Source organism: Nocardia wallacei, assembly GCF_029869545.1.
GTDB lineage: Bacteria > Actinomycetota > Actinomycetes > Mycobacteriales > Mycobacteriaceae > Nocardia > Nocardia wallacei_A.
Map to the genome: position 1 here is coordinate 17,827 of NZ_JARWQD010000309.1, position 25,297 is coordinate 43,123.

Annotated in this window: 27 protein-coding genes and 1 pseudogene; 10 read left to right on the forward strand and 18 right to left on the reverse strand. The window is 70.5% G+C overall.

What is annotated here, in order from left to right:
- Positions 1-143 precede the first annotated feature (143 nt).
- The 3 genes and pseudogenes from QH290_RS27550 (at position 144) to QH290_RS27560 (ending at position 1,309) form a co-directional block, all read left to right on the forward strand.
- Positions 144-566: a roadblock/LC7 domain-containing protein gene (locus tag QH290_RS27550; RefSeq protein ID WP_280386067.1), complete on the forward strand. Its 423-nt coding sequence runs from the start codon at positions 144-146 to the stop codon at positions 564-566.
- Positions 563-718 (forward strand): annotated as a pseudogene (locus QH290_RS27555) (DUF742 domain-containing protein); the annotation flags it as partial. The gene QH290_RS27550 and the pseudogene QH290_RS27555, both read left to right, overlap by 4 nt.
- Before the next feature lie 21 nt (positions 719-739).
- Entirely contained in the window at positions 740-1,309 is a 570-nt protein-coding gene (locus QH290_RS27560; RefSeq protein ID WP_280265517.1) for a GTP-binding protein, read from the forward strand.
- Between the two features lie 74 nt (positions 1,310-1,383).
- On the opposite strand, the gene QH290_RS27565 is transcribed toward QH290_RS27560, so the two are convergent.
- From QH290_RS27565 to QH290_RS27585, 5 genes are all read right to left on the reverse strand, one after another.
- Positions 1,384-2,112 carry a MerR family transcriptional regulator gene (locus QH290_RS27565; RefSeq protein WP_280265503.1) on the reverse strand — a complete coding sequence of 243 codons (729 nt, stop codon included), beginning with the start codon at positions 2,110-2,112 and terminating at the stop codon, positions 1,384-1,386.
- 47 nt (positions 2,113-2,159) lie between these two features.
- Positions 2,160-2,849, reverse strand: coding sequence for an acireductone synthase (gene mtnC, locus QH290_RS27570; protein WP_280265502.1), 690 nt, complete (start codon positions 2,847-2,849; stop codon positions 2,160-2,162).
- Positions 2,846-3,421 carry a 1,2-dihydroxy-3-keto-5-methylthiopentene dioxygenase gene (locus tag QH290_RS27575; protein WP_280386069.1) on the reverse strand — a complete coding sequence of 192 codons (576 nt, stop codon included), beginning with the start codon at positions 3,419-3,421 and terminating at the stop codon, positions 2,846-2,848. The genes mtnC and QH290_RS27575 overlap by 4 nt, the downstream gene beginning before the upstream one ends.
- Positions 3,418-5,046, reverse strand: a complete 1,629-nt coding sequence (gene mtnA / locus QH290_RS27580; protein WP_280386071.1) for an S-methyl-5-thioribose-1-phosphate isomerase — start codon at positions 5,044-5,046, stop codon at positions 3,418-3,420. Before mtnA ends, QH290_RS27575 begins: the two co-directional genes overlap by 4 nt.
- A gap of 98 nt (positions 5,047-5,144) precedes the next feature.
- Positions 5,145-5,561 carry a hypothetical protein gene (locus tag QH290_RS27585; RefSeq protein WP_280386073.1) on the reverse strand — a complete coding sequence of 139 codons (417 nt, stop codon included), beginning with the start codon at positions 5,559-5,561 and terminating at the stop codon, positions 5,145-5,147.
- 144 nt (positions 5,562-5,705) lie between these two features.
- On the opposite strand from QH290_RS27585, the gene QH290_RS27590 reads away from it, so the two are divergent.
- Positions 5,706-6,515: an NmrA family NAD(P)-binding protein gene (locus QH290_RS27590; protein ID WP_280265498.1), complete on the forward strand. Its 810-nt coding sequence runs from the start codon at positions 5,706-5,708 to the stop codon at positions 6,513-6,515.
- Positions 6,516-6,534: 19 nt separating this feature from the next.
- Here QH290_RS27590 and QH290_RS27595 read toward each other — a convergent pair whose 3' ends face one another.
- Positions 6,535-7,104, reverse strand: coding sequence for a TetR/AcrR family transcriptional regulator (locus tag QH290_RS27595; protein ID WP_280265497.1), 570 nt, complete (start codon positions 7,102-7,104; stop codon positions 6,535-6,537).
- A gap of 39 nt (positions 7,105-7,143) precedes the next feature.
- Here QH290_RS27595 and QH290_RS27600 point away from each other — a divergent pair, with 39 nt between their 5' ends.
- Complete coding sequence (locus QH290_RS27600) at positions 7,144-8,388, forward strand: KasA/KasB family beta-ketoacyl-ACP synthase (RefSeq protein WP_280386074.1); 1,245 nt, start codon at positions 7,144-7,146, stop codon at positions 8,386-8,388.
- 135 nt (positions 8,389-8,523) lie between these two features.
- Here QH290_RS27600 and QH290_RS27605 read toward each other — a convergent pair whose 3' ends face one another.
- Genes QH290_RS27605 through QH290_RS27615 form a run of 3 tightly spaced genes read right to left on the reverse strand, consistent with a single transcriptional unit; the run spans position 8,524 to position 11,417 of the window.
- Entirely contained in the window at positions 8,524-8,901 is a 378-nt protein-coding gene (locus QH290_RS27605; protein WP_280265495.1) for a hypothetical protein, read from the reverse strand.
- A 3-nt stretch (positions 8,902-8,904) separates the two neighbouring features.
- Positions 8,905-9,399 (reverse strand): hypothetical protein, encoded by a 495-nt coding sequence (locus QH290_RS27610; RefSeq protein WP_280386076.1) that lies wholly within the window; start codon positions 9,397-9,399, stop codon positions 8,905-8,907.
- On the reverse strand, positions 9,399-11,417 hold the full coding sequence (locus QH290_RS27615; protein ID WP_280265493.1) for a PEP/pyruvate-binding domain-containing protein: 2,019 nt from the start codon (positions 11,415-11,417) through the stop codon (positions 9,399-9,401). The genes QH290_RS27610 and QH290_RS27615 overlap by 1 nt, the downstream gene beginning before the upstream one ends.
- Before the next feature lie 151 nt (positions 11,418-11,568).
- Here QH290_RS27615 and QH290_RS27620 point away from each other — a divergent pair, with 151 nt between their 5' ends.
- Entirely contained in the window at positions 11,569-12,009 is a 441-nt protein-coding gene (locus tag QH290_RS27620; RefSeq protein ID WP_280265492.1) for an SRPBCC family protein, read from the forward strand.
- 3 nt (positions 12,010-12,012) lie between these two features.
- Here QH290_RS27620 and QH290_RS27625 read toward each other — a convergent pair whose 3' ends face one another.
- Together QH290_RS27625 and QH290_RS27630 are read right to left on the reverse strand one after the other, a co-directional pair.
- Complete coding sequence (locus tag QH290_RS27625) at positions 12,013-12,237, reverse strand: hypothetical protein (protein WP_280265491.1); 225 nt, start codon at positions 12,235-12,237, stop codon at positions 12,013-12,015.
- A gap of 35 nt (positions 12,238-12,272) precedes the next feature.
- Positions 12,273-13,046, reverse strand: a complete 774-nt coding sequence (locus QH290_RS27630) for an HNH endonuclease family protein (RefSeq protein ID WP_280386078.1) — start codon at positions 13,044-13,046, stop codon at positions 12,273-12,275.
- Positions 13,047-13,470: 424 nt separating this feature from the next.
- Between QH290_RS27630 and QH290_RS27635 the strand changes: the two genes are divergently transcribed.
- The gene (locus QH290_RS27635) at positions 13,471-13,998 is read left to right on the forward strand and encodes an LppP/LprE family lipoprotein (RefSeq protein ID WP_280386080.1); all 528 of its coding nucleotides are present in this window, start codon (positions 13,471-13,473) and stop codon (positions 13,996-13,998) included.
- 54 nt (positions 13,999-14,052) lie between these two features.
- On the opposite strand, the gene QH290_RS27640 is transcribed toward QH290_RS27635, so the two are convergent.
- From QH290_RS27640 to QH290_RS27650, 3 genes are all read right to left on the reverse strand, one after another.
- Positions 14,053-15,174 carry an NAD(P)H-dependent flavin oxidoreductase gene (locus tag QH290_RS27640; RefSeq protein WP_280265488.1) on the reverse strand — a complete coding sequence of 374 codons (1,122 nt, stop codon included), beginning with the start codon at positions 15,172-15,174 and terminating at the stop codon, positions 14,053-14,055.
- Positions 15,175-15,343: 169 nt separating this feature from the next.
- Complete coding sequence (locus QH290_RS27645) at positions 15,344-15,865, reverse strand: pyridoxamine 5'-phosphate oxidase family protein (RefSeq protein WP_280386082.1); 522 nt, start codon at positions 15,863-15,865, stop codon at positions 15,344-15,346.
- 65 nt (positions 15,866-15,930) lie between these two features.
- The gene (locus QH290_RS27650) at positions 15,931-16,332 is read right to left on the reverse strand and encodes a hypothetical protein (protein ID WP_280265486.1); all 402 of its coding nucleotides are present in this window, start codon (positions 16,330-16,332) and stop codon (positions 15,931-15,933) included.
- 233 nt (positions 16,333-16,565) lie between these two features.
- On the opposite strand from QH290_RS27650, the gene QH290_RS27655 reads away from it, so the two are divergent.
- Together QH290_RS27655 and QH290_RS27660 are read left to right on the forward strand one after the other, a co-directional pair.
- Positions 16,566-17,690, forward strand: coding sequence for an acyl-CoA dehydrogenase family protein (locus QH290_RS27655; protein ID WP_280265485.1), 1,125 nt, complete (start codon positions 16,566-16,568; stop codon positions 17,688-17,690).
- Between the two features lie 49 nt (positions 17,691-17,739).
- Positions 17,740-19,407, forward strand: a complete 1,668-nt coding sequence (locus QH290_RS27660; RefSeq protein ID WP_280386084.1) for a bifunctional 3'-5' exonuclease/DNA polymerase — start codon at positions 17,740-17,742, stop codon at positions 19,405-19,407.
- Here QH290_RS27660 and QH290_RS27665 read toward each other — a convergent pair.
- The 3 genes from QH290_RS27665 to QH290_RS27675 all read right to left on the reverse strand — a co-directional run bounded on the left by QH290_RS27665 (position 19,389) and on the right by QH290_RS27675 (position 23,343).
- The gene (locus QH290_RS27665) at positions 19,389-20,819 is read right to left on the reverse strand and encodes a MutS-related protein (protein WP_280265483.1); all 1,431 of its coding nucleotides are present in this window, start codon (positions 20,817-20,819) and stop codon (positions 19,389-19,391) included. The two genes, QH290_RS27660 and QH290_RS27665, sit on opposite strands and share 19 nt — an antisense overlap.
- A 92-nt stretch (positions 20,820-20,911) precedes the next feature.
- Positions 20,912-22,432 carry a MutS-related protein gene (locus tag QH290_RS27670; protein WP_280386086.1) on the reverse strand — a complete coding sequence of 507 codons (1,521 nt, stop codon included), beginning with the start codon at positions 22,430-22,432 and terminating at the stop codon, positions 20,912-20,914.
- A 77-nt stretch (positions 22,433-22,509) separates the two neighbouring features.
- A complete protein-coding gene (locus QH290_RS27675; protein ID WP_280386088.1) occupies positions 22,510-23,343 on the reverse strand; it encodes an NAD(P)H-binding protein in 834 nt (277 codons plus the stop codon).
- Between the two features lie 72 nt (positions 23,344-23,415).
- On the opposite strand from QH290_RS27675, the gene QH290_RS27680 reads away from it, so the two are divergent.
- The gene (locus tag QH290_RS27680; protein ID WP_280386090.1) at positions 23,416-24,003 is read left to right on the forward strand and encodes a TetR/AcrR family transcriptional regulator; all 588 of its coding nucleotides are present in this window, start codon (positions 23,416-23,418) and stop codon (positions 24,001-24,003) included.
- Positions 24,004-24,094: 91 nt separating this feature from the next.
- On the opposite strand, the gene QH290_RS27685 is transcribed toward QH290_RS27680, so the two are convergent.
- Complete coding sequence (locus QH290_RS27685; protein ID WP_280386092.1) at positions 24,095-24,874, reverse strand: SDR family oxidoreductase; 780 nt, start codon at positions 24,872-24,874, stop codon at positions 24,095-24,097.
- Positions 24,875-25,297 lie beyond the last annotated feature (423 nt).

Below are 25,297 nucleotides of genomic sequence, written 5' to 3' on the forward strand. Positions count from 1 at the left end.
GCCGGGGATCGAAAACGCGCCGCCCCGAACATGTTCGGCGGAGCAGGCCCGTGATCTGATGTCGGCCATAGAGAATGGGATCCGGCAGGGGCGGCAGGCCGGTGCGAACCCCGGCGCTACCCGGGACGAACAGGAAGGCGACGGTGACCTCTTCCAACGTAGGTGATCTGAACTGGCTGCTCGACGATCTCGTCGACCGCCTCGCCGGCGTGCGCTACGCGGTGGTGCACTCCACCGACGGGCTGCTGCTGGGCCGATCCACCACCATGGGCCGCGAGGACGCCGAGCACTTCGGCGCCATGTCGGCGACGCTGTACGGGCTGGCGCGCAGCGCCGGTAGCCGCTTCGACGGCGGCGGGGTGCGGCAGGCGGTCATCGAACTCGACCGGGCCGTCCTGTTCGTCACCGCCGCCGGCGACAACGCCTGTATCGCCCTGCAGGCCAACGAGAATGCCAACCTCGGTATGGTCGCCTACGAGATGAACCTGACCGTGCGGCGCGTCGGCGGCCACCTGTCCGCCGATGCGCGCGGCGGCCTGCACCGGGCGGAGCCCCGATTGCCATGACGCGGGTGGAGCCGGAGTACGCGGAAAATGTTCGGCTGTGCCGCATTCCACAGTCGGTCGCCGAGGTGTCGGCTACCTTGAGGCTGCCCCTTGCTGTTACGAAGATCCTGAATACCCTGCGCGCAGTACTCGACGGAATCCGAAAGCTGTAGAAACACACCGTGCCTGAAACGATGTCCGCGGCCCCGCTCGCCGCGTCGGTCAAGATCCTCGTCGCCGGCGGCTTCGGCGTCGGCAAGACCACGATGGTGTCCTCGATCAGCGAGATCGAGCCGCTACGCACCGAGGAGCTGATCACCGAACTGTCCACCGGCATCGACGATCTGTCGGGCGTGGAGAGTAAGCAGACCACCACCGTGGCGCTGGATTTCGGCCGCCTGACCATCGACCGGAACCTGGTGCTGTACCTGTTCGGCACGCCCGGACAGGACCGGTTCTGGTTCCTGTGGGACGAATTGTCCCGCGGCGCACTGGGTGCGATCGTCATCGCCGACACCCGCCGATTGGAGAACTCGTTCGCCGCGATCGATTACTTCGAGCGCCGCGGACTGCTGTTCACCGTGGCGGTGAACTGTTTCGACGCCGCCCCGGTCTACACCCCCCAGGAGGTCCGCGAGGCGCTCGACCTGGAGCCACACATCCCGGTGATCCCGTGCGACGCCCGCGACCGCGCCTCCTGCAAAACGGTCCTCATGACCCTGGTGGAGCACCTGATCAAGCGAGCGACCGCAACGCCGGTCTGAACACCTTCGGCGCACAGCGCAATCCGGCACGCGATGCAAGAGTGCACTGCGTGCCGCCCCGTCGGTCCGGGCGCTCACGCCTGCCGGGCGTCCTCGGCCGCGGTGAGGTAGGTGTCCAGGCGGGCGATGCCGCGGACGGCGGTGCGGCTGCGGGTGGACAGGCGGGTGCCCCAGTCGGTGAGCAGGGTGTGCAGGCGATCGGTGTTTCCGGCGCGGCGTAGTTCGCGGACGAAGGCGGCGATCTCCGGCAGGGCGATGCCGCCCTTGCGGAGGTACCAGGCCAGGTGGGCGTCGCGGATATCGGTGTCGCCGTAGATGCGATACCCGGTGGCGCGGTCGCGGCGCGGTTCGACGACGCCCGCCTTCTCCCATTCCCGCAGCGTCGCCGGGTGGACGCCGAGGCGGTGCGCCAGCTGTCCGACGGTGAGCGATTCGGGAGCACGCCGGGTCGGCGGGGCCTCGGTCAGGGCGCCGAGGGTGGCGGCGACCTCCGTGTGGGTCCGGCGCTCGTGCAGGAACTCCGCGTGCAGCTCGTCCAATCGGGTGTAGACGGCGACGAGGTCGCCGCGGTTGGCGCTGCGCATCAGGTCGAGGGCCGCCTGGTGGCCGTATCCGGCGCGCAGGGCAAGGAACGCATGCAGTGCCAGGGCGTGCAGGTCGGTGTAGCGGCGGTAGCCGCTGTCGGTGCGCGCGGCGGGCGGGAGCGCACCGAGATCCTCGTAGTTGCGGACCGCCTGGGTCGAGAGTCCGTGTTCGCGCGCCAGATCGACAGGGCGCAGCGTTCGCCGGTTCGAGGCCGTCACAACACGCACTCGATGCTGCCCTCCCCCCGGCCGGATGTGGTCGCCACCTACCGCTGGCCCGGATCCACTTCGGCGAACGAGCCGACCCAATGATGCGGGGCGCGAGGCGAATTCGGCTCCCCCGGCCTGGTCACGCCGAGCACCCGCCACCCGGCGGCCGCGGCGGCGTCGAGTTCGTCGGGGTGGTCGGACAGGAACAGAATCTGCCCGGCCGGTACCCCGATCATCCCGGCGATCTTCTCGTACGAGCTCGCCTCCCGCTTCGCTCCGGCGTTGGCCAGATCGAACCAGCCGCTGATCAGCGAGGCGAGGTCGCCGTCGCGGGCGAAGGCGAACCAGTCCTGCTGGTTGCGCACCGAGCCCGAGGAGTACACGTACAGCGCGATGCCCGCGGCATGCCAGTCGCGCAGCGCCGGGGGCGCGTCCGGGAAGAACTCGCCGTGCAGGGCGCCGGTGCGGAAGCCCTCCGCACAGATCAGGCCCTGCGCGGTCTTCAGCGGTGCGGCCTTCACATCCGAATCCAGCCAGCCGCGCAGGATTTCGGCGACCTCGGCCGCGTCGGCATCGGGCCGCCCGGACTGCTCGCGGGCGCCCGCCAGGACCGGATCGGCCGCGCCGCCGCGGTTGTCGCGCAGCCACTGCGGAAGCCGTTGCCGCGTATAGCCGTACAGGTCCTCCCGCACGGAGCCGGTCGGGCTGGTGGTGCCCTCGATATCGACGACGACGGCCGCGATCACGCGACGACCAGTTCGTCGAGGGTGGGGAACCGGGAGCCGATCGGGTCGCCGGTGAAGTCGCCGACCCAGCCGTCCTCCTCCTCGAAGAACCGCACGGCCACGAAATCGGGGCGGGTGCCCATATCGAACCAGTGCCTGGTCCCGGCGGGCACCGACACCAGGTCGCCGCCCTCGCACACCACCGCCACGACCTCCGGTTCCAGGTGCAGGTAGAAGCAGCCGCGACCGGCGGCGAAGAAGCGCACCTCGTCCTCGGCATGGCGATGCTCGGACAGGAACTTCCCGCGCGCCGCGTCGGCCTTGTCCTGCCAGTGCGGGTCGCTGTCGTCGGGCTGCAGCCGGGCCAGGTCGATGTGCTTGTACCGGCCGTCGGCATTGAGTTCGCCGATCCGGTCGTCGTAGTGGGCGAGGATGTCCTCGGTGGGGGTGGCGGCGTCCAGTCCCGCCATGGTGGGCCAGCGGTCGAAAACGATGCCGCGCTCGGCCAATTCGTCGCCGATGACCGCGGCGTCGACGGTGCGCAGCCGCACCTCGGCGGGTTCGCTGTCGGCCATGATCTGCAGCAGAGTCATTGCGGTTGCTCCTCGGAACTCGGGTGGGAGGTGGCGATCTCGCGGCGGCCGGTCAGCGTCACCAGCTCGCACATCGCCTCCAGGCATTCCGCGCGGTCGCGGGCCTGCGCGAGGGTGGCGCCCCAGGCGGTGATGCCGTGGCCGGAGATGAACAGCACCGGCGGCGCATCCGGGTGCTCGATCAGGTGGCGCTCGATGTCGGCACCGATGCGCGGAACGTCAGAGTGATTCGAAAATACGGGGATGTCAATGGTTTCCGCCGTGCCCAGGCCCTTGATGAGTTCGTAACCGGTGAACCTGAGCGATTCCCGGGCCCCGACCGACTGCGCGGTCGCATGCGGGGAATGGACGTGCACCACCGCGTCGGCACCGGTGGCCCGGTAGACGGCGGTATGGATCGCGGTCTCGGCCGATGGGCGCCGGGTTCCCGAAACGCGTTGGGAATCGGCGATGTTCACCGTCACTATGTCCGCGGCGGTCAGCTCACCCTTGGACAGGCCGCTGCCCGTGACGATCGCGGTCTCTCCCGCCCGTACCGAGAGGTTCCCGGCGGTTCCGGGCATCCATCCGCGGGCGTACAACCCGCGCGCGGTCGCCGCTATCGGTTCGGCCGGATTCGCCTGCCCGGCTTCCTCGTTCGCTCGAGTGGCGGCCACCACGCCGTTCTCGGTGACCACCGCGGTCACCAGATCGGGCGGGGTGACATCGAAGGCGGGATTGAAGACCTCGGTCCCCTCGGGCGCGGTGGCGATGCCGCCCACGTGGGTGACCTCCGTCGTGGCCCGCTCCTCCACGACGATGTCGGCGCCGGTCGCGGTCGCGAGGTCGCGGGTGGACTCCGGCGCGACGACCACGAACGGGATCCCGTGCCGCCGCGCGGCCACCGCCAGTCCGTAGGTACCGATCTTGTTGGCGACCGAGCCGTCCGCGGTGATGCGATCGGCGCCGACGATCACGCAGTCCACCAGGCCGGTCGCCATGGCCCAGGCGGCCGCGGAATCGATGGTCAGGCGGTGCGGGATCCCCGCCTCGGCCAGCTCCCACGCGGTCAGCCGGGCGCCTTGCAGCAGCGGCCGGGTCTCGTCGACGAGCACGTTCTCGACCGCGTCCCGCTCGGCCAGCACCCGCAGCGCACCGATCGCGGTCCCGAACGCGGTGGTCGCCAGGCGCCCGGTATTGCAATGGGTGAGGATGCGCAGCGGCCGGTCCGGGCACAGTCGCTGCACCAGATCCGCGGCGTGGGTCGCGGCCGCCCGGTTGACCCGGCCGTCCTCCTCCAGCATCGCCAGCGCCTCGTCGAGCACGGCCTGCGGGCCCTGCCGCAGCTTCGCGAGCGCCCGCCGCACACCCCAGGCCAGATTCACCGCGGTCGGCCGGGCCGCCGCGATGCGCGCGGCCTCCAGCTCCACCTTCTCGGGGTCCCCGGGGTAGGCGCGCGCGGCGAGTGCCACGCCGAACGCCCCCGAGACGCCGATCGCCGGGGCGCCGCGCACGGCGAGGGTCGCGATCGCCTCGATGACCTCGTCGACCGTCGTGATCCGGAGCTCCCGCAGTTCGTGCGGCAGCGCCCGCTGATCGATGGTCACCACCGCCCCATCGACCCACGCGATCGAACTCTCAGCCATCCCTGCAACCCTCACGCCTCGGCCCGACAACCTCCACCGAAACCGTATCGAACCACCAGCTCACCGCCCCCACCAGGTTTCGGCTCGACGCGATCCGCTCAGAGCGCCTGGGGCAGCATGATGACCGTGACGGCGAGCGCGAGGGTCGACACGAGCACCCCGGCGACGGCCAGGCCCGTGCCGCTACGCCCGCCGGTGCAGCCGATGATCCCGAGCACGAGTCCGCCCAGTGCGAACGGGAGGCCGAGGAAGGGCCGCACACCGGTCAGATCCATGGGCAGGAACGGGAGCACCAGCCCGAGGAGGCCCAGGGTCACGGCGCCCGCCGCGAGCCCCAGCCCCTGCCGCCGAGCGGTCGGCGGCGGACCGCCCTGCCAGCCCTGCCCGCCAGGGTGGGCCCAAGGTTGCTGCGGCCGAGCAGGATTCGGGCCCGGCGGCGCCGGACTCGAATACCCGGCGCCCGGGCCGGGATTCCACGTCGGATCGGTCGGCTCCGGCGGCGGACCATAAGACATCGATTGACCCCCGAGTTCCACTGTCGTTGCGAGCCACCATAGCCCGCGTCCTCGCGGCGCGAGATCGAATCTCGCGCGGGCGACGTTCTTGACCTCGAGGATTGTTGAGCTTCTAGCGTCGTCGGCAACGAGAGGAGTTCGACGATGACGACATTGGTTACCGGCGCTACCGGGAATACGGGCCGCCATGTGGTGGCAGAGCTGCTGCGCCGAGGTGAGCCGGTCCGGGCGCTGACGCGCAATCCCGTTGCGGCCGCGCAGGTTCTGGCGCCCGAGGCGGAGGTGGTGGTGGGTACCCACACCGAGCCGCACACCCTGTCGGCCGCCCTGGACGGCGTCGACCGCCTGCACATCACGGTGACGGCCGGGCTCGCCGAGGTCGGCCCGGAGCTGGTGCGGCACGCGGTCGACGCGGGCGTGCGGCGCATCACCGTGCTGTGGGGCGGCGCGGTCGGCCCGGTCGAGCAGGCGGTGGCGGACTCGGGCGTGGAATGGACGCGCCTGGAACCGCAGGAGTTCATGTCCAACACGCTGACCTGGGCCGCGTCGATCCGCACCGACGGCATCGTGCGCGAGCCCTACGACTACCCCAGTGCCCTCGTGCACGAGGCCGATATCGCCGCGGTGGCCGCCGTCGCGCTGCTCGACGACGGCCACGCGGGACGCGCGTACAACCTCACCGGCCCGGAATCGCTGACGCCGTCCGAGCGAATCGCCATCTTGTCCAAGACGATCGAACGCGATATCGCCTTCGTCCCGATCACCCACGAACAGGCCGTCGAACGACTGGTGGCCACCGGCGTCTCCCGAGCCGACGCCGACTACGTCATCGGCTGGTACTCCGCCCCCACCGAGGACTCCACCACCCCCGTCGACACCGTCGTGCGCACGACCGGCCACCCCGCCCGCACCTTCACCGACTGGGCCGCCGCCCACGCCGACCACTTCCGCTGACCCTGCCGGTCGGTGGTTGTCACGGGGTGGGCGGCAGGGACTGGGTGATGAGCAGGCGGGCGGCCTTGGAGACGCGGGTGTTGTCGCCGGTGACGAGGCGGTCCTGCAGCAGGCCGCGGATTCCCGAGACCAGCAGTGTGGCGGTCGATTCCGGGTCGGGAAGTTCGGGGTCCAGCCGCCGGAGCACCTCGGTCACCGCGCCGACGAGTTCGCGGACCGTGTCGTCGGCGTAGTCGCGGAAGGGGCTGCCCGGTACCGACGCGACCCCCAGCACCTGCAGCAGCACCCGGGTGCTGCTCACCCAGTCGGTGGTGGTGTTGACGCAGAACGATTCGATCAGCCGCCGTCGCAGCGCGGCGATATCGGGGACATCGGCGAACAGCGCGGCGATATCGGGGCGCTGGGTTTCCAAGGCGGCCACCAGCATCCGCTCCTTGGTGCCGAAGTAGTGGATCAGCATGCGCGAGCTGGTGCCGAGGTAGTCCGCCAGCGGGCGCAGCGACAACTCGGTCAGCCCGTACTCGCCGATATAGGCGATCACTCCGGACAGCAGTTCGGCGCGGCGCGCCTGGTCGAGGGGTCTGGGCACGAATTGACTGTAGCGGTCGCTACAGGTATTCATGACATCATGGGTGTACCAACTGCTACACAAACCGCGCGGAATGTCGTCGTCACCGGCATGGTCGCCACCACGTGCCTGGCCCCCGACCTCGACGGCACCTGGGCCGGGCTGCTCGACGGCGCCAGCGGCATCGGCCCGCTCGACGACGACTTCGTCGCCGAGTACGACCTGCCGGTCCGCATCGGCGGCAAGCTGAAGCAGCGTCCGGGCGAGCACCTCAGCCGCATCGAGCAGCGCCGCCACTCCTACGTGCAGCAGCTGGCACTGGTCCTGGGGCGGCAGGTCTGGGAGGAGGCGGGCAAGCCGGACGTGGACGGCGAGCGCCTCGGCGTGGCCGTGGGCACCGGGCTCGGTGGCGGCGACGCCTTCATCACGGCCGTGGACGCCATGCGCGCGGGCGGCTACCGCAAGGTCCCGCCGCTGACGGTGCCGATGGCCATGCCGAACGGATCCGCGGCCCGGGTCGGTCTCGAATTCGGCGCGAAGGCGGGCGTCTACGCGCCCACGTCGGCGTGCTCGTCAGGCGCCGAGGCCATCGCCCATGCCTGGCGGCTGATCGCCACCGGCGAGGCGGACGTCGTGATCGCCGGTGGCGTGGAGAACTACATCGAGGCCGTCCCGATCGCCAGCTTCGCCATGATGCGGGCGATGAGCACCCGCAACGACGAACCGGCCCGCGCCTCACGGCCTTTCGACCGCGACCGCGACGGATTCGTCTTCGGCGAGGCCGGGGCCCTGCTGGTGCTCGAGTCCGAGGAGTTCGCGCGGGCCCGCCGCGCGCGCACGCACGGCCGGATCCTGGGCGCCGGAATCACCTCCGACGGCTACCACATCACCGGCACCGAACCCGAGGGCGCGGGCGCGGCGCGGGCCATGCGCAAGGCCATCGACGCCGCCGGGCTCACCGCGGCCGATATCGATCACGTCGACGCGCACGCCACGTCGACACCGATCGGTGACGCCTCCGAGGCGAATGCCATTGCGGCCGTTGCCGGTGCCGCCTCGGTGTACGCGCCCAAGTCCGCGCTCGGACATTCCATCGGCGCCGTGGGCGCCCTGGAGGCCATCCTCACCCTGTGCACAGTGCGCGACCAGATCGTGCCGCCCACACTCAATTTCGAGCGCCCGGATCCGCGGACCGAGCTCGATATCGTGCACGGCGAGCCCCGGCGGCAGCGAATCTCGTACGCGCTCAGCAATTCCTTCGGCTTCGGAGGACACAACGTCACGCTCGCATTCGGCGCCGCCTGACCCGTTCGTCCCCAGCTTTGTCCCGAGTATGTGGAATAGCTGTTGTTCACGCTCATCCACCGAAAGTTGTGGATGGAAGCAGTAGCTGTTGATAAACCCGTGCGCCCCATGTGGATACGAGACCGCCGCTACCGGTCACGCATGGGTGCGCTGCAGATTCACCACCCGGCCCATGATGCCGTCGACGCCGAGATCCTCGAGGCAGCCGACGAACCTGCGCTCGGTATGGGCACCGAGTGCGGGCTCGAGCAGCACGGTCCAGTCGCCCTCGCGCTCGGTCGGCCCGTCCACGAGGCGGACATGGCCGACGATGCTGCGGCAGTGCTTCCACACCGTGAGCGCCGGATCCTCGGCGCGCGAGCCGAATCGGGCGCGCGCGTCGAAGGTCACGCTCGTGCGGCTGCCCGATGCGCCGCTGTCGGTGCGGAATTGCATCGCCTGCGCCAATGCAATCACTGCCACAGTGGCCGCGACGGCGAGCGCCGCGACCACGGCGACGATCCGCGGTCTCATGGCCTACCGCACCAGCGGTCCGCGCAACAGCCGGGTGCGGTCCTCGACCGGGGCGAGAAATCCCCGCGGCGGCAGCGCCAACCGATCCAGCCGGGCGGTAATGCTCCGGGTGGCAGCCGGTTTCGCGGTCGCGCGGGCCACTCGCTCCACCACCCAGGCGATTCCGGTCAGCAGCACTCCCCCGGCCAGCAGCACCGGCACGAACACGTTCAGGCACTCCGGCGGGGTCAGCCACGCGAAGCTCACGCGCGCCGGCGGTTCGGCGGCGTGCACGATCCGGGCGGTGCGGCGGCGCTCGGGTTCCGCGGCGATCCGGGATCCCAACGCCCGCAGCCGGTTGGTGATCAGCATCGCGACCAGCGCCACCTCGGCGGCCAGGAACAGCGTCGCCGACATGATCGCGCGATTCCACTCCCACCGATAGAGGTAGACGAAAACGTAGGCGCCGGTGGCGATCACGGTGACCACCGCCAGCAGCACCCCGAACTTGCGCATCATCACCGCACCTCCATCGATTCCGAGACGATCCGCACCGCGCCCGTGCGGCCGTCGAGTTCGACCTCGGCGCCGTCGGGTAGTCGCCGCGTCGCCTCGGGATAGCCGACGACCGCGGGCACGCCGTGTTCGCGGGCGAGGATCGCCAGATGGCTGAGCGGACTGCCGGTTTCGGCGATCAGCCCGGCCAGCCGCGGCACCACCGCCGCGAGTCGCGGGTCCAGGTGCCGGACCACCAGCACCGATCCGGGCGGGGGCCGGTGCCCGATATGCACGACCCCGCGGCCGGTGCCGCCGCCCGCGCCGATGCCGTGGGCGCGCGATCTCACCGTTCGCGTCACCGCGACCGGGACGCCGTCCGCGAAGCGGAATTCCGTGGGTACGGGGGCGGATTCCGGTGCCGCGCGCTCGGCCAGATCCGCGGGCAGCACGCGATGGGTCACGGCCCGGTGCAGTTCGTCGAATCGCAGCGCGGTCACCGCCTCGGCCTCGTCGAGCAGGCCACCGACCGCCAGACGCCGCCCCAGTTCGGCGGCGACCCGGGCGCCGAGTTCTTGAATCCAGCGCGCCCGCAGGCGCAATGCCTCCCGCGCCACCGGCAGGTCGCCGAATTCGCCGTCGGGAATCGGGGATTCGAGCACCTGCTGCGGCAGTGCGCCGGGTGCACCGATGCGTGGCGGGGTCAACGCCAGCACCACCGGATACTCCTCGATCGCCTGCTCGTCGGACAGTCCGGCCGCGCGGGCCTCGGCCACCGCGGCCAACGCCATGGCCGCCGCGGTCGGCCCCGGGCGGCGATCGCGGGTGAGCATGCCCGCCAGCGCCTCGTAGCCGTGCACCGCCCGCAGCGCGGTGCGGGTGTGCTGCAGGATATCCAGCAGTTCCCCGTTGCCGAGCGCCTGCGGCGACGGAACCTCGGCCAGGTCGCCGTCGACCCGTTCGCAGATGCTGCGCGCCAAGTCCGGCAGCGCGGCCGCCAGTCGCCCCACCCGCACGGCCGCCGCCACCCTGCGCGCGCCGGGCCGCGGATCCAGCAGCCGCAGCAGCGAGTGCCGCGGCGGGATCGCCCCCAGCAGTTCGAGATCGGCCACCGCGATACCACCGACGGCGGTCGCCACCTGGGAGGTGCGCAGCCGGCGCGCCGAGACGGTTCCGGTCATGTCCAGCGCCACCCGCAGCCCCTCGGCCAGCGGCGTCAGCCACAGATCCTGCTCCAGCGGGCGCAGCGGGTCCGGAAAGGTCTCGGCGAGGGGGCCCGGGCCGAAGATCGGGCCCTCGCCGGGGCCGTGCAGCGCGGTGATGGGCCGCGCCTGCAGCAGCACCGCGCGGCCGGATTCGTCGACGGCCCATTCGATGTCCAGCGGCGCGCCGAAGATCGATTCGGCGCGGGAGGCCAGCCGGATCACCTTGCGCCGCACCATGACCGGCAGTTCGGGGCCGTCGGCGGTGAGCACCGCGCGCACCTGGCCTCGCCGCGTGAGCGAGGCGGTCCACCCCGCCGCACTGCCGTCCACCACCTCGCTGGGGCCGCCCCGCACCGCCGTCAGCACCATGCGATCGCGGCGGCCGCTCATCGGGTCGGCGGTGAACAGGACTCCGCCCCAGGCCGCGCGGAGGAACGGCTGTACGAGCACCGCCATGGCGGCCCCGGTGGTGCCGTCCGAGGTCGCCGCGACCGCCTCGCCCGAGGCCCGCACCCGGCCGACGGCCTCGGTGAAGGCCGCCCAATCTTCCACGCCGAGAACGGAGGTGAACAGGCCCGCCATGGACTGCTCGGCGCCGTCCTCGGCGACCGACGACGACCGCACCACCAGCGGGCGCCGCCCGCCGACGGTCAGCCGCCGCCATTCGATCTCGGGCAACCGGCCCCCGTCGGGCCACGCGGTGGTGAGGACGAATCCGTCGAGCACGGGCAGTCCGCGGTGGGCGGCCTGGGCCAGGGTTGCGGCCTTGGCGCCCGACAGCGCCGGATGCTGCGCCCGCGGATCACGCAGCGAGACGATGGCGGGCGGATGGGCCACGGCGACCTCCTAAGAGGAGATGATCACTCCACTTAACAATTCTCAGTGTTCACCCGGCGTTCCCGGCTTGTCAAGAATGACCGTTCGTTTTGCGAGACTGTTATGCCACACCGGTGTGCCGGAATAGAACCGGTTTCAGTATTGTCGTGCCATGGCCTTCGTGATCGACGACAGCGTGGACATCGACGCACCCGCCGCGGTGGTGTGGAAGGTGCTCACCGACTTCGCGGCATACGGCGAGTGGAATCCGTTCGTCACCGGATGCCGCACCACCCTGGAGCCCGGCGCTCCGATCGATATGCGGGTGCGGCTGGTCGGTCCGCGCGCGAAGGCGCAGCGGGAATGGATCCGGTCGCACACGCCCGGAACCGAATTCAGCTACGCGATGAAGCCGGTGCCCCTGGGCGCGCTGCACAGCATGCGCTCACACACGCTGACGCCGCTCGACGCCGGTCGCTGCCGCTACGCCTCGCACTTCGAACTCGCCGGATGGTTGCAGCCGGTGGTGACGGCGGCCCTGGGATCCGCGCTGCGGCGTGGGTTCGGCGAGATGACCGAGGCGGTGCGAGGGCGGGCCGAGCGGTCGGCGTGACGGCTACGCCTCGAACGGGACGACGTTTCCGGCCGCGTCGCGTTCCCCGATTCCCGCGACGATCGCGGCCGCCAGGTCGGTGACCGCGATCCAGGTGCGGGGCGGGTCGGCCTCCAGATTGCCGATGGTGTACCAGGTGTCGGTGCCGCGGTAGCGGACCATTCCCCTGCCCGAATCGTCCAGGCAGACATCGAGCTCTCCGGACACCGTCCCTTCCTCCTCGGTCATGACGGCGGCCTTCTCGGCGATCTCGACGACTTCGCTTATTTGAACTCTCCTCGCGCCACGCAGTCGCCCACCGCGGTGCGCAGGGCGGCCTGCTCGTCCGGATCGATCGTCAACGCGTATTTTATCTTGACCTTGACGTATCGATCGAGATAGGCACACCGGAAGGTGCCCGGCGGGAGATAGTCCGACGGATCCTGGTCGCCCTTGGACCGGTTGGCCGACGGGTCGGCGGCCACCAGGTTGATCGCGTCGTTGGCGATGCGACGGCGGGTGTCCTCGTCCTTGCTCGCCGCGCCCGAGCGCCAGGCCTCGGCGAGGGCGACGATGTGCTCGGCGTCGACGCCGGACGGGTCGGTGATCCACTTGTAGTCCTTGACCTGACCCGACTTCCGGTCCAGCACGCCGTATTGATCGCGCCAGCCGCCGTCCTTGCCTACCGTCAGCTTGCAGGTCTTCGGGTCGAGCGTCACCGTGCCGGTGGCGTCGCGCAGCAGCATCACGTCACGGGTTTCGCAGCGTTCGTACCGGGTGAACTCGGCACCGAAACCGTGTTCGGCCTTGTTGGTGTCCCAGTGCGGGAACTTCTCGCGGGTGTAGCCGGTCATCGCGGCCTCCGGCGCCACCACCAGTTTGGCGAGCTGTTCGGGAACGTCCTTGCCCGCCACCGCGATCGGGTCCTTACCGTCGTTCCTCGAGCCCAGCTCGTCGATGAGCACATACCCCCCGGCCAGCACGACCGCGAGGAGAACCGGTGCGACCAAGGTGATTCCGCGGCGCAGCGGGCTCGATGTGCGGGAGCCCCGTTTCATGATGACGCCCCTGCGACTCGCACGACGTCTTCGTCTCTGTTGCCGCTCACCACGCACCGTCCCGAAAATTGCTGTACCGCTGCGGAAATCATGCGCCATCCCCCTGACTCGCGCACCGGGTTCCGGCGACGTGAACGGCGCGCGACCACTCAGCAACGTCGTTCACGCCGAGTGTCGGTCGCGGTGTCGGATACGCAACGGCCAAGGCCGGGATCGCTTTTCGGCCGCTCGGCGACGGCCCGTCGTATGCACTTCTCATCTCGGGACACCACAGTGTCAACGGTGCGAGCAAACAGCAAGCCCGACAGTGGATTCAGTAATCGGAGTCACAGACGGCCGCCTGTCGGACCTCCGCCGCGGACCGCGCGGGCCCCGATACTGTGGACACCAGCGAACGGTCCGTACCGGAGGAGGTCGGCGAGAAGTGTTCCGAAACAGCATCGTCGCGGCGGCCGCGCTGGCCGTGGGCTGCGCGCTCACGGCGTGCGGATCGTCCACCGAGCCGAGCCCGGCACCCCGCGAATCGGCCCGCCAGCAGCTTCCCCGGGCGCGCTGCGGTGTCGACCTCGCCTCGCCGGTGGTGCGCGACGCGATCGCACGGCTGCCGGTCGAGCCCGTGACGGCCACGCCCTGGAGCGCCGACCCCGCCACCCTCGCGGGCAACTTCGACCCCTGTGTCACCCTGTCCACCGCGATCGTCACGATCGAGGGCGCGACGGGTAGCTCGCCGCAGCACGCGCTGCTGTTCCATCGCGGTGAATATGTCGGAACGGCCACCGAAAAGGCCTACGGATTCACCACTTTGGCCGCCTCGGCGAGCACGGACGACACCGTCGTCCTCGACTACAAGACCCCCGGCAGCTGCAATGCCTGTGACGACGGAGCCCACACCCAGGTCGGATTCCACTGGGACGGACAGCGTGTCGTCATGAACGGCACGCCACCCGGCTGACCGCGGGGCGGTGCCGGTCCGGAACTCGTTGTCCCGGACCGGCGGTCGCTCCGATCAGGCGTTGTTGAGCTTGTTCAGCCGCTCGCAGGATTCGAGGTACTCCTCGATGAGCCGCTGCATGACATCGGCGGAGCGTTCGACCTTGTTCATCATCCCGACCACCTGGCCGACCGGATTGAAGTTCACATCCTTCGCGGCCTCCGGATAGCGGTGACCGCGCTTGACGCCGTCGAGGGCGACCATCATCTGCAGCGGCATGCCCAGCGGGTTCGGCGTATCGGGCCGCTCCCATGCCTCGGTCCAGTCGTTCTTCAACATCCGGCACGGCTTGCCGGTCCACGAGCGCGAGCGCACCGTGTCGAGGCTGGTGGCATCGATGTAGGTCTGCATCTGCGCGGGCGGCACATTGGCCTCCTCGACCGTCAGCCACAGCGATCCCGTCCACGCACCCGCCGCCCCCATGGCCAACGCGGCGGCCACCTGGCGACCGTTGCCGATACCGCCCGCGGCGAGCGCCGGCATATCCCCGATCGCGTCGATGACCTGCGGCCACAGCACCACCGAGGAGATCTCGCCACAGTGGCCGCCGCCCTCGGTGCCCTGCATGACCACGAAGTCCAGCCCGGCCCGCTTGTGGTTGAGCGCGTGCTTGACCGAGCCGCACAGCGCGCCGATCAGGCGCCCGGAGTCCTGGATCTGCTTGACGACATCGTCGGGCGGGGTACCCAGCGCATTGGCGACCAGCTTCGCCTTGGGGTGCTGGAGGATGACCTCGATCTGCGGGGCGACCGTGGTGGCGGTCCAGCCCAGCAGCTGATTGTGGTGCTCCTCCGGCGGCAGGTGCGGCACGCCGTGATCGGTCAGGATCTTCTCCGCGAAATCGCGGTGCTCCTGCGGAACCAGCTTGGCCAGTTGGGCTTCCAGCTCCTGTGGGGTCAGGCCCTCGACACCCTTGCCCTCGTACTTGGACGGAATCACCAGGTCCACGCCGTACACGCCGTGCACGTGCTCGTCGAGCCAGGCCAGCTCGACCTCGAGCTCCTCGGCGGTGAAACCGACCGCGCCCAGAACGCCGAGGCCGCCGGCATTGCTCACCGCGGCGGCGACGTCGCGGCAGTGGGTGAAGGCGAAGATGGGAACGTCGATACCCAGTCGTTCGCAGATCTCGGTACGCATGGCCTGGTGGACTCCTCTTGTCTTCCGGCGCTGGAAAGGTCTTCGCCGACACACTAGAACACGTTGCAGATTCAGCCTAGCGCCTGGGTGCCGTCAAATCGAGAGTGAGAGGAGAACAGGGCCGGGGCGATGTCGCCCGCGGCCCCGTATAGCGAGAAACTCGTTCTAGTTACCCCGCCGTGAGCTTCGCGAAGTCGGGCGCGTAGACGGTCATCCACTGCGGGCGCAGACGGTAGAAGACCACCTCCCGGTCCCAGTCGAAGCCGTCCTCGCCGTAGAAGTCCTTGAAGTAGGCCAGCAGTTCGGGCCACTGCGCGTCGGGCGCACCGTGCTCGGGATTGAGGATGTCGACATGTCCGTGCGTGAACACACCCAGGTCCTCGCCTCGCATGTACGCCGCGCTCGCGGCGGGCCGGGCGGCGAGATGGCGGGCCTTGGCCGCGGTGCGCGCGGTGCCGAAATGCCAGCTGCCGTGCAGAAAATGACCGTCCGCACCGCTGATCCGCGGTTCGCCCGTGGCCGTCACGGTGGACAGGGCGAGGGTGCACATGCCCGTGAGGACCTCGGTGAGCTGCGCCGCGGTCAGGGTGCGTTCGCTATTGATGATCGAGCGCAGATGTGTGGACGAACGCGACAGAGACGCGTCCAGCAGGGCCTGCAGGTGCTCGAGTTCTTCCGGAGTTTCGCGCATCGGCCCACTGTAAGCGCGCCCCACGACGCCGCGTTTGACCGAAATTGCTCAGTCGCGACGGGATGTCAGCCGAGGGTCGCCTTCTTCTTCTGACCCGCGACGACGGTGTCGGTGGCATCGACCAGGGCGGCGTTCACGAGCACCTCCTGCCCCCTCGACAAGGGCGTACCCGTCAGCACGACCACGGTGGTCTGCTGTGTTCCGTCGCAGGTGACGGCGTTCTGCGCACCCTGGGCGGACGGGGCGTCCGCCTGGGGCGCACCCACCATCGCCTTGATACCGACGACTCCGGCGGTGGCCTGGCAGTTGTACACGATCTCCAGGTTCTCCGGCCCGATGCGATTGACGTCGATGGTATTGGGGTTGTCGGCGAAGGCGGGCGTCGTGGTCGACATCGCGCCCAGCCCGATCGCGGCGAGGGCGGTGACGATGAGAGCGGGACGCCGGTGGTTCCGAACGGTTGCCATTGATCCTCGTCCTCCTGCGTAGCGGAAGTAGATCGCGGAACATTCGCAGAACACCGCGGTGCGCGTCGCACCACAGGTCCATGGTCCCCCACCGCCGGGTCGTGGGAAAGCACCGCCCGATAAAGAATCGGACCAGTCGGTCTTCGTAGCTGGCGAGGTGGGTGATCGGCGCGGCGGCTGCGTACGCTGATTCGCGGGCCGACCGGCCACCGGATTCTTCGAGGAGAGCTTCTGTGACCAGTGTGCAGTTCCCGTCCCCGCTTCGCGATTTCGAGCAGCAGGTGCTCGACCGCGTCCACGAGCTGGCGGGCGGATTCGCCGCGGCGGCAGCGGAATTCGACGAGCGGGCCGAGATCGCCGTGGGTCACCTGGAGGCGCTGCACGCCGCGCAGGTCGACCGCGCGGTACTGCCCGAGCGGGTCGGTGGGTTCGGCGCGAGCTACGTGACCTTCGGGCAGATCGTGCGCACGCTGGCCGAGGCCGATCCCTCCACCGCCACGATCTGGGTGATGCACGCCGGGGCCGGGGTGGCGCTGGCCGAGATCACCGCCGAGTCGCTGGGTTCCTTCTTCGCCGACGAATTCCTGGCGGGTAAGCGGTTCGCGAACGCGCTGTCCGAGCCCGCCAGCGGCAACCGCTTCCTCAATCCGCAGCAGGAGGCGGTCGCGGTGGCGGGCGGCTGGTCGCTCACGGGCGCGAAGCGGTTCGTATCGGGCGCCGAGATCGCCGACTACCTGCTGGTGAACGCCCGGGTCGACGATGAGCCGACGTTCTTCGGCGTGGTGCCCGACGAGACGGTCACCGTCGTGCCGATCTGGGACACGCTGGGACTGCGCGCCACCCGCAGCCAGCTGCTCTCCTTCGACCACACGGTCCTGCGCGCCGAATACCGCGGGCGCAGGCCGGGTTTCGCCGATTTCGCGATCATCCCCGCGGGTCTGCCCGCGCTGTCGCTCGGCATCGCCGACGCCGCGCTGGAGGCCCTGGTCGCACATGCCCGGTCCCGCGAGATTCTCGGCAGACCGCTGTCGCATCAGCAGTGGGTGCAGCACGAGGTCGCGGATGTGCAGACGCGGCTGGCGGCGGCCCACGCGCTCTACGACCGCGCGCTGTGGGAGGCGGACAACGCCGTCCCGGCCTTCTTCGGAAACCTCTCGCGCGCAAAGTATCTGGCGAACAAGCTCGCCGTCGAGGTGGCGCAGCTCGGGGTGCGGATCGGCGGGGCGTCAGGCTACCTCAAGCGGTCGCCGATCCAGCGGCATCTGCGCGACGCCGAGGCGGGCCAGCTGATGGCGTATTCGACCGAAGTGGTCGCCGGGGTCGTGGGCCGCGAGGTGCTCGGGGTGCCCGAGGAGTAACGCGGCGCCCCCGGCATTTGCTGTCGGTGCCTGCTGCAAGACTCGGCGCATGCGATGGGCGGTGGCGGACACGGGCGACGGCGGTGCGCGCCTGTGCCCGCTCGACCGGGACGGCAGGCCCGCCGGGCCGGTGCTGAGCGAGCCCTCGCTCGTCGAGGCGGTGCGCACCCGCCCCGGGGTCGAGCGATGGGTCTGGCGGTCCACGGCCGAGATCTACCGCCCGCTGCTGGCCGCCGGTGTACGGGTCGAGCGCTGCTACGACGTGGAGGCCGCCGAATCGCTGTTGATCGGCCACGAGGAGGGCCAGTCGGGGCAGGCGCGCTCCCTGGCCGCCGCGTGGGCCAGGCTGCACCGGCTGCCCGTCCCGCCGGACTCCCCCGCCCGGGCCGCCCAGACCCAGCCATCGCTGTTCGACTCGGGTCCGGTGCCGCTGCCGCCGGGCACCGACGACTTCACCGCCCTGCTGGAGGTCTACGCGGGCCAGCTCGCCCGCACGGCGAGGGCCGAACACCCGGATCGCATGCGGCTGCTGCTGGCCGCCGAATCGGCGGGCATGCTGGTGGCCGCGGAGATGTCACGCGCCGGGATCCCCTGGCGCGCCGACGTCCACCGCGAACTGCTGGACACGCTGCTCGGTGAGCGATTCCCGGGCGGGTCGGAACCGCGGCGGATGGCCGAACTGGCCGACGAGGTGTCGCGCGCCTTCGGCGACCGGACACGGGTCCGCCCCGACCTGCCCAACGACATCATCAGGGCCTTCGCCCGCGCGGGCATCTCGCTGTCCTCCACCCGGAAATGGGAGCTCGAGCGGATCGACCACCCCGCGGTGGCGCCGCTGCTGGCCTACAAATCGCTGTATCGCCTGTACACGGCCCACGGCTGGGCGTGGCTCGAGCAGTGGGTGCACGGCGGCCGCTTCCGCCCCGAATATCTGCCCGGCGGAACGGTTTCCGGCCGCTGGACCACCAACGGCGGTGGCGCCCTGCAAATTCCGAAGGTCATCCGGCAGGCGATCCGCGCCGACCCGGGGTGGCGCCTGGTGGTCGCCGACGCCGACCAGATGGAACCGCGCGTGCTCGCCGCGATCTCGCGCGACCCGGGCCTGATGGAGGTGGCGGGTCGCGGCGAGGATCTGTACGCGGACCTGGCGGCCCGCGCCTTCGGCGGCGACCGCGCCCAGGCCAAGATCGCGCTGCTGGGCGCCATCTACGGCCAGACCTCCGGCGACGCCCTCACCCACATGGCCGAACTGCGGCGCCGCTATCCGGACGCGGTGGGATATGTCGACGACGCGGCCCGCGCCGGTGAGCAGGGTCTGCTGGTGCGCACGTGGCTGGGCCGCACCTGCCCGCCGCTGTCCGCGCTCGCCGACCAGGCGGACCTCCCCGAGGGTTCCGACGGGTACGGCAGCACCTCCGCGGCGCGCGCCCGCGGGCGCTTCACCCGCAATTTCGTGGTGCAGGGCAGCGCCGCGGATTGGGCCCTGCTGATGCTGGCGGGTGTGCGGCATGCGCTGGCGCACCACGGGCTCCGCGCCGAGCTGGTGTTCTTCCAGCACGACGAGGTGATCGTGCACTGCCCGGCGGAGGAGGCCGCGACGGTCGCCGCGGCGATCGGCACCGCGGCCGAGGAGGCGGGGCGGATCGTCTTCGGCCGGACTCCGGTGCGATTCCCGTTCACCACGGCGGTGGTGGAGTGTTACGGGGAGGCCGAATGAGCGGGAGGCTGTCCCGGCATGCGGCCGAATATCCGATGGAACACATCCGCGGCGTGGCTGGTCGGCTCGGGTGGCGCGGGGGCGAAACGGAAGGTTCGGGTGCCGTCGGGGTGATGACCGGCGCGCAGGAACAGATCGGCCGGATGCGCGGAATGGTAACGCTGCCGGGCGAATTCGTAGAGGTGGGTGACGAAGAGGACCCGGACCCCGGCCGCGACGAGGGCATCGATGAGCGGCCCGGCGATGCGGGTGGCGTCGTGCTCACCGGTGGAGGAGAACGACTCGTTGCACAGCAGCAGGGAATGCGGGCGGATGCGGTCGACGATGCGGCTCATCCGCGCGAGTTCGTCGACCAGTTTGCCGTGCGACATCGTGCGGTCCTCGTCGGAGACGAAGTGAGTGAACACACCGTCGCGGACATCGGCCTCGAAGGCGTCGGCCACGACGAACATCCCCGCCTGCATCATCAACTGGGCGGCGCCCACGCTGCGCAGCAAGGTCGATTTGCCGCCGCTGTTGGCACCGGTGACGACCACCAGCGAACGCCCGATCGCGTCGATATCGTTGCCTACCAACGGAATACGGCCGGGTTCCGGTGCCGATTTCCGGTGCGCGGACCACTCGGAGGCCAGCGCGATATCGCACAGCCCGGTGCAGCGCAATCGCGGCGTTCCGGCCGGGTGCGGTGTCGGCAGGCACACCGGCAGCCCGGCGGCGGTCAAGCGGTCGTGCAGCGTCAGGCAGCCGAGGTAGAAGGCCAACTCCGTGCGCAGGCGCCGGAAGAAGTCCTGCACGTGATCGGCCGCATCGCTCACGACCTCCGCGATCCCGGACAGCGCCCGGCCGCGCAACTGCATGACGGGATCGAATTCGGGCTCGGGCTCCTCGATGACGCGGAAGGCGTCGCCCGCGCGACGATCGAATCCGAAGCGGCGACGGCGGATCGGCTCGTGCAGCACGATGTCCGCGACGGCGCTGCCCGCACCCAGTCCGGCGCTGAGATGTACGCCGTGCTCGAAATCCATTGCGGTGAGCTGTGTCTCGATGCTGTCGAGGTAGCCGTCGTCGAGTTCGGCGGCCACGCAGGCGACCAGATCGGTGAATCCGGCCGATCGGAACACCCCGCCGGTGCGGTCGCAGTGGGCGCGCAGCCGCCGCAGGGATGCCACCAGCTCCAGCAGCGGTTGCAGCGCGAGGAGCAGTTTGCCGTTGGCGTGGTGCGCCGGTCCGACCATCCAGCGCTTGACCTCCGTTGCCTCGATGGCTATCCGGTAGAGCGCGCGCACCGCCGCCGGATGCGCGCGACAGTCGGCCAGCACGGCATGTCGGTAGCGAATCACCTCGGGGTCGGTCACCGGTGCCGCCAGCACGGCCCGGACCGCCTCGAGGATGATCGGATCATCGGCGGCCATTGCGCCGCACAGTATGTCGATCCCGAGATCGCCGAGCGTCGAGTCCCCGACCGGCGCCGGTCGAGCACGGTGCCCGCTGGGATGGAGGAGGTTCACCCGCACGATGCGATCCTGGCGGTGACGAGGTCGCGGGTCAGGCCGAAGCGTTCGGCGAGAACCGTGGCGTGCGCATTCCCGTCGGCCGGGCGGCGCTCGATCCGGTACGTCCGCCGCGACGGATCCCCCGGCTCGGTGGCGGCGACCATGCTGACCGTCGCCGGGCCGGTGCGGGCGAGTTCGTCGAAGAAGGTGACCCACACGGCGATCGACCCGCGGGTGACGATCCGGTCGAGGACGTCGCGGCCGATCGCCACGGCGTCGGCGGTACCGGTCGCGCTGAAGCTCTCGTTGAGGATGATCACGCTGTCGGCCGTGGCCGTGTCCAGCGTGTGCCGGATGCGCACGAGTTCGTCGGCGAGCCGGCCGTCCGGATCGGTCGCCTGTTCCGCGCGGTCGAAATGCGTGCACACCCGGTCCGGTAGCGGCAGGCACGCGGAGCGGGCGGGGACCGGGCAGCCGAGCGCGGCGAAGTAGACCAGCAGGCCGACCGTGCGGGCGAAGGTCGTCTTCCCGCCCTGGTTCGGGCCCGTCACCACCAGCACCCGCTCCGGTCCCGACAGCCGGAAGTCGTTGCACACCACCGCGGCATCGCGGTCGCGGCGGGTGAGCAGGGCGAGGTCGAAGGCGTCCGCGGCGTGGATCCGGTCGCCTCGCGATGCCACCCGCGGCAGGCACATGGCCCGCGTCGTGCCGGTGACCCGCTCGGCGAATGTGCGGTAGGTCAGGTAGAACTGGATCTCCCGGTCGAAGGCCGTCACGTCGGGATGCGCGAAATGCTCGTATCGGCGGGCGAATTCGCCGAGTTGCTCGAACACCGGCGGATGCAGCGCGGCGACCCGATCGAGGATCTGCTCCTCCATCTGGTTCAGGTCGTCCCATTCCGAGCGCTCGCGCGGTGCCCGCGGTTCCCCACCTCCGAAGCGCGAGAACAGATCCGCGATCGCCGCACTGTAGTCCGCCGCGCCCTCGGCGGGAGTCACCTCGAGGGTCCGCCCGACGAGCCGCAGACCGTAGCGCACCTCCCCCAGCGCCCGCCGCGCCCGGCGCACGTCGGCGGCGAGGCCGTCGAAGTCCGGCCCGGCGACGTAGCCGGTGACGAACTCGCGCCATCGGGTCAGTGCCCGGGAGGTCAGCGGCAGCGCGGCGAGGGCCTCGACCAACCGCGCGACGGTCTCGAGGTAGTCCGCCGCGGCGGCGAGCTGCCCTCGCTGCCGCTGAATCGGGTGCGGCAACCGATCCCGCCAGGCCAGTCGTTCGCGCATCCTCCGCATCCCCGCCGCGAAGTCGGTGCACGCCGCCCGCACCGATTCGCCGGTGAGGTCGGCGAACACCTCCTGGCGGTATCGGACCGTGCCGGGGTCGCGCACCGGCCGGGCGAACCAGGGGCGCAGGTCGTATTCGTCCCGGCCCACGATCGCGGTGATGATCCGATCTATATGGAGATCGGTCACCGCGGCCGCGTCCACGACCATCGGTTCCGCAGGTTCCGGCCACAGCACGCTGATCCCCGGCATATCCCCGCCCTCCGTCGTCCGTACCGGCCCTCGCAGGGTAGGAGCATTGCTTACCGGCCGTCAAGTAATCATTTGCCTCACCGGAATGCCGCGGCATTGCGACGTGCCCAGTCGGCAAAGGTGCCCGGGGCCCGGCCCAGGACCTTCTCCACGTCGGGACTGACGGCCTGCTCGCGGGTCGTCGGGCTGCCGAGAATGTCGAGGGTGGTGTCGGCGACCGCGGCGGGCATGAACGCGAGCATCTCGGCGCGCGCCTGTTCGCGGGTCTGATCAATGAAGGTGACGGGCTCGCCGACGGCCGCGCCGAGCGCGGCCGCGCGCTCGCGCGGGGTGGTGAGCGCGGGCCCGGTCAACTCGTAGTCCGCCCCCGCGTGACCCGGCTGCGTCAGCGCGACAGCGGCGACGGCGGCGATATCGTCGGGATCGACGACGGGCAGGCCGATCTCGCCGAAGGGCGCGGCGACGGTGCGGGTCGCACTGATGGACGGCGCCCAGGCGAAGGCATTGGAGGCGATACCGCCGGAACGCAGCAGGGTCCACTCGCTCCCGGAATCCATGACCGCCTCCTCGTAGGCGGCGAACGCCCGGCCGTGCGACGCCGAATCCGGGCGGGTGACCACCCCCTGCGAGGAGAGCAGCACGATCCTGCCGTACTTCGCGAACGGCGCGACGACGCGCGCGGGGTCGCCCGTCATCATCAGATCCCCGCCGATCACCAGGAACACCGCATCCGCCGCGGCCGGTATCTCGGCGGGCGGTTGCGCCAGGTCGGCGGCGACCGCGCGCACCCCGGGCGGGACATCGGTGGCCGTGATGCGGCGGGATACGGCCGTCACCCGCTCTCCTCGGTCGGCGAGGGCGCGAACGAGCGCGCGGCCGACGTTTCCGGTGGCACCGGTGACAACGATCATTAGACTTCCTTAGTTAGTTGACTGACTTACTTCGATCACGCTAGCACACCCCGCGCGCGTATAGTTAGTCAGGTGACTGACTTGAAGCAATCCGCTCGGCGCCGGGCCGCCGGAGCCAAGCGCCAGCGGCTGATGCGGGCCGCTGCCGAGGTCATCCATCGGCAGGGCGCCGAGCGCACCACGATCGCCGATATCGCGCGGGCCGCCGAGGTCCCCGTGGGCAACGTGTACTACTACTTCAAGACCAAGGACGAGCTCGTCACCGCCGCGCTGTCCGAGCACGCGCGGCAGCTGGAACTGCTCACCGGCGAACTGGATGCGCTCGCCGATCCCCGGGCCCGCCTCACGGGTCTGGTGGAGGCATGGGTGAGTCGGAGCGACCTCACCGCCCAATATGGTTGCCCCACCGGCACTCTCGCCGTCGAGCTGGACAAACGCGCCGACGACCGCCTGGATGCCGAAGTGGGGCAGGTCATTCGGACGCTACTGGCCTGGGTGGAGCATCAGTTCCGCGAGCTGGGCCGCCCGGATCCGGACGGATCGGCTCTCACCCTCGTGAGCGCCTACCAGGGCATGTCGCTGATGGCCAACGCCCTGCGGGACCCGAGCGTGATGGAACGCGAGGGTGCCCGGCTGCTCGCCTGGCTCGAAACCGTGTGAGCCGATACGGCGGGGTCGTCGAGGTGGGCCACCGACGTCGCCGACGTGAACCCGTGGTGATCTTCGACCACGCCGCAGCGGGGCGGTCGCGTCATCGCCAGTGCAGGTCGCCGAGCAGAGCGGACTCCGAACCGCCGTCGGCGAAAATGACCTGACCGGTCACGAACCGATTGTCCGGGCTCGTCAGCCAGCAGAGCAGCTCGGCTATCCACTCCGGCCGCCCCGGGAAACCCCCGAACGGTTGTGGCGCAGTGGTTTCGACGGCTGTGCGCACCTCGTCGTCGGCGAGGATCCAGGCCGCCGCGGGAGTGTCGACGACACCCGGTGCGACGATATTGAGGGCGATGCCGGATCCGGCCCATTCGGCGGTCGGGGCGGCCCGGCGCACCCAGCGGTTCAGCGCTCGCTTGGCGATCCCGTATCCGCCGGTATCGCCACCGGCGGACGGATCGGCCGCGAGCAGGGCGACCGCCGCGGCCTCGTCGCCGTCCAGACAGGCCCGCATGATGCGGTCGTCCGCCGGCGCCAGCGCGGAGGTGGACGACACCGCCACCGCGCGCGGTGCGGGGCTCTGGGCGAGCAAGGGCCGAAGGCCCTGCAGCGTCGCGACCGCGCCGAAGTAGTTCGTCTCGAGCAGGCCCGTCCTGCCTCCCCCGGCGATTGCCAGCACCGCGTCGATCGGCCCGAACCCGTTCACCTGATCGACCAGCGACCGCCGACCCTCGGGCGTGGACAGGTCGGCGGCGACCTCGGCGTTGTCGATATCGCATCCGATGACACGGGCGCCGCGGGCGCGCAGCAATGCGGTCGTCGCGGCGCCGATGCCGGACGCCGAACCGGTGACCACATACGTCCGATCGGTGAGATCCACGACACCACCCTAGCCGGGTCGCCCTGCGGCCCTTCGTATCCGAGGCGCAAGGCGTGCTGCACATTCATGGCATTCCGGTCGTCGTCCACGAGGCCGAGTCCGCTACCCGACGGCCCCGTGCGGCAAGGGCGCCGATCTGGCCATGCTCGACGGCGCCGAACTCGGCGAGGCCCTCGCCGCTCATCGCGACACGGCACCCCGAGGACCTGGTCGCGATATTAAAAGGAAACCCGGCCCCCCGGGGGGCGGCCCCCGGGGGGGGGGGCGCGAGGGGGGGCGCCGCCCCGAGCGGGGGGATGACCGGCGGCGGCGCCGCGGGCGGGGGGACGAACGGCGGCGGAGTCCCCGGCGAGCGGATGTACCGCACCGGCGACCTCGTGGTGTGGCGTGACGGTGGCGTGCTGGAGTACATCGGTCGTACCG